The 14222-nt window shown below is 62.3% G+C and carries 12 protein-coding genes; 7 read left to right on the top strand and 5 right to left on the bottom strand.

Annotation, left to right across the window (positions count from 1 at the left end):
- Positions 1–2 precede the first annotated feature (2 nt).
- Positions 3–959, bottom strand: a complete 957-nt coding sequence (gene fmt / locus D9M09_RS01710) for a methionyl-tRNA formyltransferase (protein WP_070222742.1) — start codon at positions 957–959, stop codon at positions 3–5.
- Between the two features lie 93 nt (positions 960–1052).
- Positions 1053–1595: a peptide deformylase gene (def, locus tag D9M09_RS01715; RefSeq protein ID WP_121668437.1), complete on the bottom strand. Its 543-nt coding sequence runs from the start codon at positions 1593–1595 to the stop codon at positions 1053–1055.
- A 306-nt stretch (positions 1596–1901) separates the two neighbouring features.
- On the opposite strand from def, the gene dprA reads away from it, so the two are divergent.
- From dprA to D9M09_RS01730, 3 genes are all read left to right on the top strand, one after another.
- Positions 1902–3005, top strand: a complete 1104-nt coding sequence (gene dprA / locus D9M09_RS01720; RefSeq protein ID WP_121668438.1) for a DNA-processing protein DprA — start codon at positions 1902–1904, stop codon at positions 3003–3005.
- 94 nt (positions 3006–3099) lie between these two features.
- On the top strand, positions 3100–3564 hold the full coding sequence (locus D9M09_RS01725; RefSeq protein ID WP_070222738.1) for a DUF494 family protein: 465 nt from the start codon (positions 3100–3102) through the stop codon (positions 3562–3564).
- A gap of 298 nt (positions 3565–3862) precedes the next feature.
- The gene (locus tag D9M09_RS01730; protein WP_121668439.1) at positions 3863–6529 is read left to right on the top strand and encodes a DNA topoisomerase III; all 2667 of its coding nucleotides are present in this window, start codon (positions 3863–3865) and stop codon (positions 6527–6529) included.
- A 62-nt stretch (positions 6530–6591) separates the two neighbouring features.
- On the opposite strand, the gene D9M09_RS01735 is transcribed toward D9M09_RS01730, so the two are convergent.
- The 3 genes from D9M09_RS01735 to D9M09_RS01745 all read right to left on the bottom strand — a co-directional run bounded on the left by D9M09_RS01735 (position 6592) and on the right by D9M09_RS01745 (position 10279).
- On the bottom strand, positions 6592–7314 hold the full coding sequence (locus D9M09_RS01735) for a hypothetical protein (protein ID WP_121668440.1): 723 nt from the start codon (positions 7312–7314) through the stop codon (positions 6592–6594).
- Positions 7315–7388: 74 nt separating this feature from the next.
- A complete protein-coding gene (locus D9M09_RS01740; protein ID WP_121670928.1) occupies positions 7389–8798 on the bottom strand; it encodes an alkaline phosphatase in 1410 nt (469 codons plus the stop codon).
- 29 nt (positions 8799–8827) lie between these two features.
- A complete protein-coding gene (locus D9M09_RS01745; RefSeq protein WP_162995542.1) occupies positions 8828–10279 on the bottom strand; it encodes an alkaline phosphatase in 1452 nt (483 codons plus the stop codon).
- A 269-nt stretch (positions 10280–10548) separates the two neighbouring features.
- Here D9M09_RS01745 and D9M09_RS01750 point away from each other — a divergent pair, with 269 nt between their 5' ends.
- The 4 genes from D9M09_RS01750 to D9M09_RS01765 all read left to right on the top strand — a co-directional run bounded on the left by D9M09_RS01750 (position 10549) and on the right by D9M09_RS01765 (position 14209).
- Positions 10549–11418 carry an MBL fold metallo-hydrolase gene (locus D9M09_RS01750; protein ID WP_162995543.1) on the top strand — a complete coding sequence of 290 codons (870 nt, stop codon included), beginning with the start codon at positions 10549–10551 and terminating at the stop codon, positions 11416–11418.
- 14 nt (positions 11419–11432) lie between these two features.
- Complete coding sequence (locus tag D9M09_RS01755; protein ID WP_121670931.1) at positions 11433–12089, top strand: DsbA family protein; 657 nt, start codon at positions 11433–11435, stop codon at positions 12087–12089.
- Between the two features lie 94 nt (positions 12090–12183).
- Positions 12184–13647, top strand: a complete 1464-nt coding sequence (locus D9M09_RS01760) for a catalase (protein WP_121668441.1) — start codon at positions 12184–12186, stop codon at positions 13645–13647.
- A 178-nt stretch (positions 13648–13825) separates the two neighbouring features.
- Positions 13826–14209, top strand: a complete 384-nt coding sequence (locus D9M09_RS01765) for a hypothetical protein (RefSeq protein WP_070222728.1) — start codon at positions 13826–13828, stop codon at positions 14207–14209.
- Positions 14210–14222 lie beyond the last annotated feature (13 nt).

Here is a 14222-nt window from a genome sequence, read left to right on the forward strand (position 1 = left end):
AATTAAACGAAACGCTTGCCTTCGAGGGGGAAGCCCTTGATGAACTCGGCTGCGGGCAGGCGCTTGCCGCCCGGTTTTTGCAGTTCCGTCAGGCGCAGCGAGCCATTGCCGCAGGCCACGACGATGCCATGCTGGGCGTCGGCCGCCAGCACCTGGCCCGGCGCTTCCTTGCTGTCCGCGTCGAGCACCTCGGCGGCCCAGATCTTGATGGTGACGCCATCGACCTGGCCGCAGGCGCCGGGAAACGGATTGAAGGCGCGGATTTTCAGGCCCAGTTCCAGCGCCGGCAAGCTGAAATCGAGCGCCGCTTCTTCCTTGGCAATCTTTGCCGCATAGGTGACGCCCGCTTCCGGCTGCGGCACCGCTTCCAGCGGCTGCTGCTGCATCTTGCGCAGGGTCTCGACGATCATCTTGCCGCCCAGTTTGGCCAATTTGTCGTGCAGGGTGGCGGTGGAGTCGCCCGCCTCGATGGGCGTGCGCTCGATGGCCAGCATGGGGCCCGTATCGAGGCCTTCTTCCATCTGCATGATGGTCACGCCCGTTTCATCGTCGCCGGCCTCGATGGCGCGGTGGATCGGCGCGGCGCCGCGCCAGCGCGGCAGCAATGAACCGTGGATATTGATGCAGGGTTTGATGTCGAGGGTGCTGCGCGGCAAGATCAAGCCGTAGGCCGCCACCACCATCACATCGTAATCGGTGGCCAGCAGGCGCTCATGGGCCGCCTTCGCCTCTGCGGCGCGCTGCGGGTCCTTGCTGTCCATGCGCAAGGACAGCGGTTGCAGCACCTCGATGCCGTGCTGCTGCGCGTACTGCTTGACGGCCGAGGCGTGCAGCTGCATGCCGCGTCCGGCAGGACGGTCGGGCTGGGTCAGCACCAGCGGAATCTCGAATCCCGCTTCGTGCAAGTCTTTCAGGGCCGTGGCGGCGAATTCAGGCGTGCCTGCGAAGATCACTTTCATAGCGTTCCTTGACGTGAGGTGCGCAGGCCCGGGCCGGAGGCGCCAGGCTGGCGTGGTGTTACGACTATTGTTGCTTAGTCTATCAGCAGCGGCTTAGAAACGACGGTTCTGTGCGCGCAAGCTCGCTTCGCGCTCGAGACCGCGGATTTCCTTGATCATCTTGGTCTTGATGCGGTTGCGCTTGAGCGGCGACAGGTATTCGACGAATACCTTGCCCAGCAAGTGATCCATCTCATGCTGGATGCAGACGGCCAGCAAGCCATCGGCTTCCAGCTCGTACTGCTTGCCGTGGCGGTCCAGGGCGCGCACCTTGATGCGGGCCGGACGCTCGACGCCGTCATACACGCCGGGCACGGACAGACAGCCTTCGTCGTAGACCTGCTTTTCTTCGCTGGACCAGGTGATTTCCGGGTTGATGAATACTTGCAGCTGGTTTTTTTCTTCGGTGGTGTCGATCACCATCATCTGGATATGCTCGTCCACTTGCGACGCAGCCAGGCCGACGCCCGGGGCGTCGTACATGGTTTCGGCCATGTCGTCGATCAGGGTTTGCAGGCGCGCGTCAAATTCGGTGACGGGCTTGGCGATCGTGTGCAGGCGAGGATCGGGGTAACGCAGGATATTTAATATGGACATACGGATTCGACTGGTTAAGGTGGGCGCCGGTGCGCCGGATTATTCATGCCTGGGCCATGCGAACGATGGCAGGGCTATTTTATTTTTGAGTACGCTACGGTTGGGCGCGTGTGGCGCAACGGCGCGGCAGATGCGTTTGCCAGTGCGCTATTCGTTTGCTGCAAAGGGAAATTTTATCACAGACGCCCATGGCCCTGTGGACGGCGGGCCGTTTTGCGGCGTCATTGCACGCATCCTTGCGCGCGTCGGTATCGCGTGCGCGCCATGGCGCTAGCATGGGATGCCACAGTACATAACGAGGTTGTCATGCATGCACTTGCAACGATGGCGGACACGGCCACGGAACTGGCGGGCTGGCTGCGCCTCCAGCATCTGGCCGGTGTGGGGCCGGTGGCGGCGCGCGCCTTGCTGGCCCGCTTCGGCTTGCCGCCGCAAATCTTTGCCACGCCGTTCGACATCCTGCGCGAGGTGGTGCCGGCCAGCGTGGCGCGCGCCATCGTGCAGCCGCCCAAGCCGGTGGCCAACAGCCAGCTGGCGCTGACCCTGCAATGGCTGCAGCGGCCCGGCAATACCGTGCTGACCCTGGCCGATGCCGCGTATCCGCCCCTGCTGCTGGAAATCGCCGATCCGCCGCTGTTGTTATATGTGCGGGGACGGGCGGAACTGCTGTCGCGTCCGGGCGTGGCCATCATCGGCAGCCGCAATGCCAGCGCGCAAGGCATGCAGAACGCGGCCGCCTTCGCCCAAGCGCTGAGCGCGGCAGGCTTGACCATCATTTCAGGGCTGGCGCTCGGCATCGACACGCACGCGCACGAGGGCGGCTTGCGCGGCGCGGGCGGCACGGTGGCCGTGATCGGCACGGGCGCCGATTTGGTGTATCCACGCCGTAACCTTGATCTGGCGCAAAGAATTGCCGAACAGGGCTGCATCGTCAGCGAGTACGCGCTGGGGCTGCCTGCCATGCCGGGGAATTTTCCGCGCCGCAACCGTCTGATCAGCGGCCTGGCGCGCGGCGTGCTGGTGATCGAGGCGGCGGCCCAGTCGGGTTCCCTGATCACGGCGCGCCTGGCGGGCGAGCAGGGGCGCGACGTGTATGCCTTGCCCGGCTCCATCCATGCGACTTTGGCCAAGGGTTGTCATGCACTCATCAAGCAGGGTGCCAAGCTGGTCGAATCGGCCGATGACGTGCTGCAAGAGCTGCAGTGGCTGGGCGGCGTCCCCAGCGTGCCGGCCGCGGTGGAGGACGAGCCGCCGCTGCTGGCCGCGCTGGGCCACGATCCGCACGACGCCGATACCCTGGCCGCGCGCAGCGGCCTGGCCATGGGCGCACTGATGGGGCAATTGCTGGCGCTGGAGCTGGCGGGCCGGGTCGAACGCTTGCCGGGAGGACTGTTTCAACGCTGCAAATGACAGCTTGTCACTTGTGTGGCGGCCTTGCCGCACGGGCGCGCTTTGTCTGCGCGCACCCTTGTGTCTTAGCGAGCTTAGCTGCTAGAGTAGAGCCATGTTCGATATCCTGGTGTACCTCTACGAGACTTACTATCGCCCCGATGCCTGCCCCGAGCCGGCAGTCCTGGCGCGCAAACTGTCGGCCGTCGGTTTCGACGACGTGGAGATTTCCGAAGCGCTCGTGTGGCTGACGGACTTGAACGCCATGGCCGGCGCCGAACAAACCCTGACGGCCAGTTCCACGGGCACGCGCTTCTACGTGCAGCAGGAAAGCGACGTGCTGGGCACGGCCGCCATCGGCTTCATCCAGTTCCTGGAAAGCGCCAAGGTGCTGTCGCCGCTGCAGCGCGAAATCGTCATCGAACGGGCGCTGGCGCTCGACGAGGCGCCCGTGTCGCTGGGCAAGCTGAAAGTCATCGTGCTGATGCTGTTGTGGAGCCAGGGCAAGGAACCGGACGCCTTGATGTTCGACGATTTATTCGTCGACGACGAAGACCTGCCTCCCCGCCTGCTACACTAATATAATACAGCGCTTGCTGGCTGCTCCTCCAGCCGTTGGCCTGACACCCCGGCGCCGCTGCCGCGCCATCCCCTTTAAGATGCACTGCACCGGCGCGCACGCCAGTCCATTGTGTTTGCGCCTGCGCATTCTTGCTTGCAGATAACTTGCCGAATTCTTCAATAGGCGCTTATCATTGGCCGCTTGACAAGACCACAAGTCACAAGGCCTTGCGCAGACAAAAGCGTCGGCGCCTGGCAATGCACTGTATGATGCGCATGCTGAAACTATCCTAGAGCATTTTTCGAGACCAAAAAATATGACAAAAACCCTCATCATCGCCGAGAAGCCTTCTGTCGCGAACGATATCGCGAAGACGCTTGGCGGCTTCACCAAGCACGATGAGTACTTTGAATCGGATGAATACGTCCTGTCGTCGGCGGTCGGCCACTTGCTGGAGATCGCCGTACCGGAAGAATTCGACGTGAAGCGCGGCAAATGGAGTTTCGCGCACTTGCCGATGATTCCACCGTATTTCGCGCTCAATCCCATCCCGAAGACGGAAGCGCGCCTCAAAGTATTAAACAAGCTGATCAAACGTAAAGACGTTTCCACCCTCATCAACGCATGCGATGCGGGGCGCGAAGGCGAGCTGATTTTCCGCCTGATCGCGCAAAACGCCAAGGCCAAGCAACCGATCAAGCGCCTGTGGCTGCAGTCGATGACGCCGGGCGCCATCCGCGACGGTTTTGCGCACCTGCGCAGCGACGAAGAAATGCTGCCGCTGGCCGACGCGGCCCGCTGCCGTTCGGAAGCCGATTGGTTGATCGGCATCAATGGCACGCGCGCCATGACGGCGTTTAATTCGAAAGAAGGCGGTTTTTACCTGACCACCGTGGGCCGCGTGCAAACGCCGACCCTGTCCATCGTCGTTGAACGCGAAGACAAAATCAAGAAATTCGTGCCGCGCGACTTCTGGGAAGTGCGCGCCGAATTCGTCTGCGCGGCCGGCATCTATGAAGGCCGCTGGCTCGACACGAAGTTCAAGAAGGACGAGAACGACCCCGAGAAGCGCGCCGAGCGCCTGTGGAGCAAGACGGCTGCCGACTCGATCGCCACCGCCTGCCGCGGCCGCCAAGGCATCGTCACGGAAGAATCGAAACCGACCACCTCGATGGCGCCGGGCCTGTTCGACCTGACCAGTCTGCAGCGCGAAGCGAACTCGCGTTTCGGCTTCTCCGCCAAGAACACGCTGGGCCTGGCACAGGCGCTGTATGAAAAGCACAAGGTCTTGACGTATCCGCGTACCGATTCGCGCCACCTGCCGGAAGACTACATGCCGACCGTGCTGCAGGCGCTGGAAACGGTCAAGGAAAACAGCAACTACCACCAGTTCGCCAAGCAGATCATCGACAAGGGCTGGGTCAAGCCGAACAAGCGCATTTTCGACAACACGAAAATCTCGGATCACTTCGCGATCATCCCGACGACGATTGCGCCAAAGAATTTGTCCGAGCCGGAACAGAAGTTGTACGACCTGGTCACGCGCCGCTTTATGGCCGTGTTCTTCCCGCCTGCGGAATTCCAGGTCACCACGCGCTATACGGAAGTGTCCGGCCATCAGTTCAAGACTGAAGGCAAGGTCATGACCAATCCGGGCTGGCTGGCCATCTACGGCAAGGAAGCGTCGACGGACGCCGACAAGGAAAGCAATGGCAACGGCAACCTGGTGCCCGTCGCCAAGGGCGAGAAAGTGCAGACGGAAAGCGTCACCGCCAACGGGCTGGTGACGAAACCGCCAGCGCGTTTCACGGAAGCGACCTTGCTGTCGGCCATGGAAGGCGCCGGCAAGCTGATCGACGACGACGAGCTGCGCGACGCGATGGCCGGCAAGGGGCTTGGAACCCCGGCCACGCGCGCGGCCACCATCGAGGGCTTGCTGACGGAACGCTACCTGATCCGCGAAGGCCGCGAACTGATCCCGACGGCCAAGGCATCGCAGCTGATGACTTTGCTCAAAGGCCTGGGCGTCAATGAATTGACGGCGCCTGAGCTGACGGGCGAGTGGGAATACAAGCTGTCGCAGATGGAAAAAGGCAAGATTTCGCGCGAAGAATTCATGCGCGAAATCGCGCAGATGACGCAAATCATCGTCAAGCGCGCCAAGGAATACGACAACGACACGATTCCCGGCGACTACGCGACCCTGGAAACGCCGTGCCCGAATTGCGGCGGCGTGGTGAAGGAAAACTACCGTCGTTTCGCCTGCACCAAGTGCGAATTCTCGATGAGCAAGACGCCGGGTTCGCGCCAGTTCGAAATCGCCGAAGTGGAGCAATTGCTGAAGGACCGCACCATCGGCCCGCTGCAAGGCTTCCGCTCGAAGATGGGCCGTCCGTTCGCCGCCATCCTGCGCATCGTGCGTGATGAAGAGATCAAGAATTTCAAGCTGGAATTCGATTTCGGCCAGAACGACGAGAGCGAAGATGGCGAAGGCGTCGATTTCACGGGCCAGACGCCCGTGGGACCGTGCCCCAAGTGCAATGCCGGCGTGTACGAAATGGGCCTGGCCTATGTGTGCGAACACAGCGTGGCCAAGCCGAAGACGTGCGATTTCCGCAGCGGTCGCATCATCTTGCAGCAGGAAATCTTGCCGGAACAAATGGCAAAACTGCTCAACGATGGCAAGACGGACTTGCTGCCGGGCTTCGTATCGCAGCGCACGCGCCGTCCGTTCAAGGCTTTCCTCGTGCGCGGCAAGGATGGCAAGGTGAGCTTCGAGTTTGAAGAGCGCAAGGCCAAGCCGGGTGCGAAGACAAAGGCTGCCGCTGCCGAGGTCGAAGGCGAAGAAGGCGCGGCGCCAGCGAAGAAAACGGCCGTCAGGAAAGCGGCAGCCGTCAAAAAGGCACCGGCCAAGAAGGCCACGGCCGTGAAAAAGCCGGCCGCCAAGAAGGCGCCGGCGAAGAAGGCGGCAACGGCCGAGTAATCGGACGCCAGCCAGACAAAAGCCAGGGATTTCCCTGGCTTTTTTTATGTCCCGAGGCTGGCTTAGTCCAGGTAGTCGGAGTACTCGCGCTGCGCGTAATTCTGCAGATTCGCCCACGGCTGCGCCTTGCTGACGGTTGGCTGCAGCTTGACGTCGACCCGGCGATAGAAGGTATTCGCGCGGTCGCCGCTTTCGATGATCAGGGGAATCTGCTTTTGTTCATCCCACAGGATGCGCTGGAACACGCCGTTCTTTTCCACTTCGCGCCAGCGCGCCCCCGTCACGTTCGATGCCTGTTTCGACAGGGGCATGGCGGCCACCAGTTTCGGGTCCAGCAGATAAAAACTGTTTTCCCAGGAGCCGTCGAAATTGACGTTTTCGTATTCGGCCTTGGGAATCGAGACGACGATCTTGTCGTGCGCATCGATGTATTCGACGCGCACGGTGTTCTTTTCCAGCATCACGTGGCGCGGGATGAGCACGGGATTGAAGTGCTTGTGTTCATGCTGCGTAGCTTTCAGTGCCACTTTGGTGTTGTTGCCATGCTTGTGGCCCGCATGCGCGTCCGTCGACGGCGCCAGCACGCGCTCGACCCACACGTGGCCGGGGCGGCGCAGCATCTTTTCTTCGTAGCGGCTTTCGCGCGTCACGCCTTCCGGCGTCAGGACGCGGCTGTAATAGGTGATGCCCAGGTCCAGGTCGGCAGGAGCAGCAGCGGTGGGGGCGGCTTGGGCGCTGGCGGCAAAGCCGGCGGCGAGGAGGATGGCGATCAGGGACGATTTCATGGTGGTGCCTTTACGTGCAGAGGGGCGGAGGGCATACGCCATCCGCCCCGGTGGGGTTGCCGTGTTGATGTGGATCAGAAGCCGAAGGCCGCCTTCAGCAAGTCAAACACCTTGGTGTTGTCCAGGGTGCCCTTGAAGGTCTTCGCGCCGGCGCCCGTGGCCAGCAGCTTGACGTCGCCGCCGCCATGGGTTTCGCTGGCCAGACGCACGCCTGTTTCTTGCAGGTAGTTGTCTTTCAGCGCCGTGGCGCTGTCGACGTTGCTGCGCAGGTCAGGGCGGTTCGGGCCATTGCCGAATACCAAAGTGGTGTAGGTGTTGCCATCGGCATCCTTGCTTGGCTGGTTATCCTTGTAGCCGCGGTTGATGTCGAGGATATTGTTGCCGCGCTTGCCGTAGCCGTTGAAGGCCAGCGTGTGGTCATGGTCGGCCGTGACGACGATCAGGGTATTGGCCAGGGTCGGGTCGGTTTCCTTGATCTTGGCGATGGCCGCCTTGATGGCGTCGTCGAAGGCGATGGTGTCCGTCAGCGCGCGCTTGGCATTGATGCCGTGCAAGGCGTGGTCGATGCGGCCGCCTTCGACCATCAGGAAGTAGCCGTTCGTGTTTTTCGACAGCAAGTCGATGGCTTTGAGCGTCATTTCCGACAGGCTAGGCTGGGTCGCGCCTTCGCCCAGCGGCGGCGTGGCCGTGCGGTCCAGTTCATATTCGAGGTGGCTGCGGGTGCTGTACAGGCCGATGAATTTCTTGCCGCTCGGCGCTGCCGCCATTTCCGTCTTGTTGGCGGCCACGGTGTAGCCCTTGGCGGCAAATTCCGTCAGCAGGTTGCGGCCATCGGCGCGGCCATATTTGTTGCTGGCCGACCAAGGCGTGAAATGGTTGCGACCGCCACCCATCAGCACGTCGACGCCATCGCCGAGGGCTGCGTTGTAGCCGGCGCCGCCGGGTGTCGCTTGCGCGGCGATCGCGTATTGCGCATTGCGGTTGCAGATGTGCGAGAACGTCGTCGCCGGCGTGGCGTGCGTCAGTTCCGTGGTGGTGATGGCGCCCACGGCCTTGCCCTTGGCTTTCGCCAGTTCCAGGATGGTCGGCACGCTCTTGCCGCCGGCCGGGCAATTGTCCACGCCCAGGTTGCCGTTGGCGTCGCGGCCGGGTTCCTTGGCGATCGTGTCTTGCGCCATCGAGATGACTTCATTGTTCATCTTGACGCCGGTCATGTAGGCGGCCATCGATGGCGCGCTGTCCGTCGTTTGCGCATCGTTCGAGAACGTCTTGATGCGCGCCGTACGTTCCAGCGTATCCATCGTCAGGCTGCCGTCTTCGCCGTATTTGTAGATGCGCGACGCCGTCACGACGGACGGGCCCATGCCGTCGCCGAGGAAGAAGATGACGTTCTTCGCGTCGGCGGCGTAGGCGCTGGCGACGCTGGCGGCCACGAGCGTGGTCAGCAAGGAGAGTTTCAGGGCGGGTTTCAATGCGAGTTTCATGTGCTTGTCCAATTCTTGTCTCTTGGGGATTACAGACCGCCGGCGGTCTTGACCAGGCCGAATACTTTGGTGTTGTCGATGGTGCCCAGGAAGGTTTCCGAACCCTTGCCGATGGCGCCCAGGAAGACGTCGGTGCCGCCGTGGGTCTCGTTGCCTGCCGCCGTGCGGATCACCGCTTCCTGGTGGTAGGAATTGGCGCTGGTGACGGTTTCATCGAGGCTGGCCATGGCGGCGCGGCTAGATTGTGTGCGGTTTTCGCCATTGCCGAAGCCGATGATCGAATACGGTGCGCCGTCCAGGTCTTTCTCGACCGCGCCGGTGACGTAGTTCTTCACCACGCCCAGCACGCCAGGGTTGCCGGCAGCCGTCTTGCCCGTGCGCTTGGCGTAGCCGTTCAGCACCAGGGTATGGTCATGGTCGGCCGTGACGACGATCAGGGTATTGGCCAGGGTCGGATCGGTGAGCTTGGCTTTTTCGATGGCGGCCTTGATGGCGTTGTCGAACGCGACCGTGTCTTGCAGCGCTTTCTTGGCCGTCGTTTCGTGCAGCGCATGGTCGATGCGGCCGCCTTCGACCATCAGGAAGTAACCCTTCTTGTTCTTGGCCAGCACGTCCATGGCCTTGGTGGTCATTTCCGCCAAGCTAGGCTCCTTGGCCGCATCGCGGTCCAGGTCGTAGCTCATGTGGCTGGAAGTGAACACGCCGAACAAACGGTCGGTCTTGGCCGGATCGACGGCCTTGAAGTCGGTGGCGTTATTGGCGACCGTATAGCTCTTCGCTTTCAGTTCGGCCACCAGGTCGCGGTCGTCGGAACGCTTGCCGCCGCTCTTGAATGGCGTAAAGAATTGCGCGCCCCCACCGAGGACCACTTCCAGGCCGGTGGTGCCCAGGGCGCTGTTGTAGCCCGTGCCGCCTGGCACCAGGGCCGCGGCGATATCGTTTTCCAGGTCGCGGTGGCAGATGTGCGCGTAGGTCGCGGCCGGCGTGGCGTGCGTCACGCGCGCCGTGCTGACGACGCCGGCGGCAAAGCCCTTGGCCTTGGCCAGTTCCAGCAAGGTGGTGGCGGGCGTGCCGTTGCCGGTGCCGCATTTGTTGACCAGCTTGTTGCCGTTCGCATCCGTGCCCGGATCGATGGCGACCGTGTTGGCCGACATCGAGATGACTTCATTGTTCATCTTGACGCCGGTCATGTAGGCGGCCATCGATGGCGCGCTGTCGGTCACTTGCGCGTCGTTCGAGAACGTCTTGACGAAGGCCGTTTCCGGCAGGGTGTCCATGGTCAGCGAACCGTCTTCGCCCACCGAATAGATGCGCGCGGCCGTCATGGTGGTCAGGCCCATGCCATCGCCGAGGAAGAAGATGACGTTTTTCGGCGGCGCTTCAGCCACTACCTCTTCTTTTTTTGCATCGCTGCCGCAGGCGGCCAGCATCAGGGTGATGGCGACGCTGCAGCCAGCGACGGAAATTTTTCTGCGTGTCATGTGGTTCATCCGGCTAGGTTTGAAAGAGCTAGCAAGATAGCAATCCAATGTGACACCCTCATGACGCTGTGACATGTTTTGTGACGGCGCCACACCGCCGCAGCGGTGTGGCTTTCGCGTACGTCTACGCCGGAAAAATACACCGTCGCATGCCCGACATCGGTATATTGCATCGAAATAAGCAACAAACTATTGCGTTTTAACGGGTTTTTCTACCGAATCAAGCAACGTAAGATGCCGTCATCCCAATCATTTTGTGAAGGCAGATCATGTTCTCCAAATCCATCAGCAGCGTTCTTGTTTCCACCCTGTTTGCCGCCGGCGCCGCTTCTGCCGCCGCCAGCGCTCCCTTGAGCCTGGAAGTCTTCAACCCGGGCGAAGCGGCGATTTTCCCCGTCGCTTCCGTGCTGGTGGCGGGCAAGCATGACGCCGTGCTGATCGACGCGCAGTTTTCGCGCGCCGAAGCGCAAAAGCTGGTGGAGAAGATCCGCGCCAGCGGCAAGAAACTGACGACGGTCTATATCAGCCATAGCGACCCCGATTTTTACTTTGGCCTCGACGTGATCAAGGCAGCCTTCCCACAGGCAAAGATCGTTGCCACGCCGGAAACGGTGGCCGAGATCCGCCGCAAGGCTGACGCCAAGGTCGCCTACTGGGGGCCTATCCTGAAAGACAATGCGCCGCACGGCATCGTCATTCCCGAAGCCTTGAAAGGCAAGCGCATCAGCCTGGAAGGCCAGTCGCTCGATATCGCCGGCCCGACGCCAGCGCGCACCTATGTGTGGATTCCATCGATCAAGGCCGTCGTCGGCGGCGTGGTGCTGTTTGGTAACTTGCACGTGTGGACGGCCGATACGCAAAGCCTGCAATCGCGCCAGGACTGGCTCAAGACGCTCGACGGCATCGCGGCGCTGCAGCCCGTCACCGTCGTGCCTGGCCACTTCAAGGTCGGTTCGCCCCTGACGCCCGACAGCATCGGTTTTACGCGCGACTACCTGGTGACGTTCGAAGCGGAAACGGCGAAGGCCGCCAATTCGGCCGCCCTGATCGCCGCCATGAAACAGCACTACCCGCAACTCGGCCTCGATGGCGCTTTAGAAACGAGCGCCAAGGTGGCAAAGGGTGAAATGCAATGGTAAGCGGCAAGGCCGGCATGCCCACATTGCACTACATTTTCGACCCCCTGTGCGGCTGGTGCTACGGCGCGGCGCCGCTGGTCGAGGCGGCGCGCGCCGTGCCCGGCCTGACGGTGGCTTTCCACGGCGGCGGCATGATGACGGGCAGCAATCGCCGCCAGATCACGCCCGCCTGGCGCGGCTATGTGCTGCCGCACGACCGGCGCATCGAGCAAATGTCGGGCCAGCCCTTCGGCGACGCCTATATCAACGGCTTGCTGAACGACACGACGGCCATGATGGATTCCGAGCCGCCGATCACGGCCATCCTGGCGGCTGAATCGCTGGCCGGCAAGGGCCTGGACATGCTGCAGCGCGTGCAGCGCGCCCATTACGTGGACGGCTTGCGCATCGCCGACGTGCCCGTGCTGGTGTCCTTGGCGCAAGAGCTGGGCATGGACGGGGCCGCATTCGGGGCGGAATATGCCCGGCAGGCGGGCGCTGCCACGCAACAGCACATCGACGCCAGCCGGGCCCTGCTGGCGCGGGTGGGCGGGCAGGGCTTTCCCACGTTCGTGCTCGACGATGGCAGCGGCAAGCTGTCCGTGATCGATATCGGCGGCTTCCTGGGCCAGCCTGCGAAGTTGCAGGCGGAACTCGGCGGCGTGTGCGACGCTCACGGCTGTGCATTGTAAATAGCTATCGGTTCGATAAAATCAATTAGCTTTTCCTTTGTTGTTGACCTCGTTACACTAGGTTTCATCAGTCAACAACGAAGGAAAAGCAGTCATGAGTCAACAGCCGCCATTCAGTACCGCCTCGGGCATCCCCGTCGCCGACAACCAGAACTCCATCAGCGCCGGCCCCCGCGGCCCCTTGCTGCTGCAAGACTTCCACCTGATCGAAAAACTCCAGCATTTCAACCGCGAGCGCATCCCCGAGCGCGTGGTGCACGCCAAAGGCTCGGGCGCCTACGGCACCTTTACCGTCACGCACGATATTTCCCGTTACACCAAGGCCAGGCTGTTCAGTGAAGTGGGCAAGCAGACGGCCACCTTCGCCCGCTTTTCCACCGTCGGCGGCGAACGCGGCAGTGCAGACACGGAACGCGACCCGCGCGGCTTCGCCGTGCGTTTCTATACGGAAGAGGGCAACTGGGACCTGGTCGGCAACAACACGCCGATGTTCTTCATCAAGGACCCGATCAAGTTCCCCGATTTCGTCCACACGCAAAAGCGCGATCCGCAAAGCAACCTGAAATCGGCCGAGATGATGTTCGACTTCTGGAGCCATGCGCCGGAAAGCCTGCACCAGGTCACCATGCTGTTCTCGGACCGGGGCACGCCGGACGGCTACCGCCACATGGATGGCTTCGGCAGCCATACGTATAGCCTGATCAATGCGGACGGCCAGCGTGTGTACGTGAAATGGCACTTCAAGACGCGCCAGGGCATCAAGAATTTGCCTGCGGCGGAGGCGGGCCGCCTGGCCGGTGCCGATCCCGACTACGCCCAGCGCGACCTGTTCGGCGCCATCGAACGCGGCGATTTCCCCCAGTGGGAAGTCAAGCTGCAGGTGGCGACGCAGGAGCAACTCGATGCCTGGGAGCAGCGCACGGGCTGGAACCCGTTCGACCTGACGAAGGTGTGGCCGCACGCGGATTTCCCGCTGTTGCCCGTCGGTATTTTCGAGCTGAACCGCAATCCGGACAATTACCATGCGGAAGTCGAGCAGGCCGCCTTTTCGCCGGCCAACGCCGTGCCCGGCATGGGATACTCGCCGGACAAGATGCTGCAAGGCCGCTTGTTCGCCTACCACGACGCCCAGCTGTACCGCGTCGGCACGAACCACCAGCATTTGCCCGTGAATGCGGCGCGCTGCCCCTTCCATAACCAGCAGCGCGACGGCGGCATGGCGATCCACAATGGCAGTTCTGCGCAGAATTACGCGAACGTGGCGGCGGCGGGCACGCAGCCGCAAGGGCTGGGCCATGGCGAGCCGGCGCTGGCGCTGGCTGGCGGCGCGGCCCGCTACGATGGGCGCGGCGTGGAAGACGATTACACGCAAGCCGGCAATCTGTTTCGCTTGATGTCGGCCCAGGCCAGGCAAAACCTGTTCGACAACCTGGCCGGCCCCCTGAGTCAGGTGCGGCCGGAAACCTTGCAGCGTCAGCTCGCTCACTTCGACCAGGCCGACCCAGCCTACGGCGCCGGCGTGCGGGCCGCCTTGCAGGCCCGCGGCGTGGCACTGTAATTGTGTGTGGCAGGCGGAATAAGCTGGTTCCGCCTGTTTGATGCAGCACAAATGAGAGCTTATTAGAGTTGGATGCTAAATATTGCCGTATGGACATATTTGCCTTCCATGCGTAGACTTGTCGGTCTGATGATCGCGCCGCCTTCCTGGCGGCGTCCTGACTAGAAAGTCTTGCAATATGAATATGGCGAAGCTGTGCGTGCATGGGGACGACCCCACGCTCAAATCCATCCTCGAAGTCTTGCCTACCGATCCGGAGCGGCAATGGCGCAAGGGCGAGGCGAAGGGCGCGAATCGCGTGCATCTCGATTCCGGCTTCGACGTGCTGATCGCGCAAGCGCCCAAATCGCAAGTGTTGCCCTCGCGCATACGCAGCTACCTGGCCGAATGCCGTTCGCGCGGCGTGACGTTCACCATGCCGCGCATCGTGGCCGAGCTGCAACTGGAGCTGAATGGCGACGACACGGTCGACGCGCCGCTCGACTTGAGCCTGGCCGACATGCAGCACCTGACGGAAATGGGCATCAGCCTGAGCCTGGTGACGCGCTGCGCCGCAGCCTGATTCCCGTGTGACA

The sequence above is a fragment of the Janthinobacterium agaricidamnosum genome (assembly GCF_003667705.1).
In the GTDB taxonomy this organism is placed as follows: domain Bacteria; phylum Pseudomonadota; class Gammaproteobacteria; order Burkholderiales; family Burkholderiaceae_D; genus Janthinobacterium.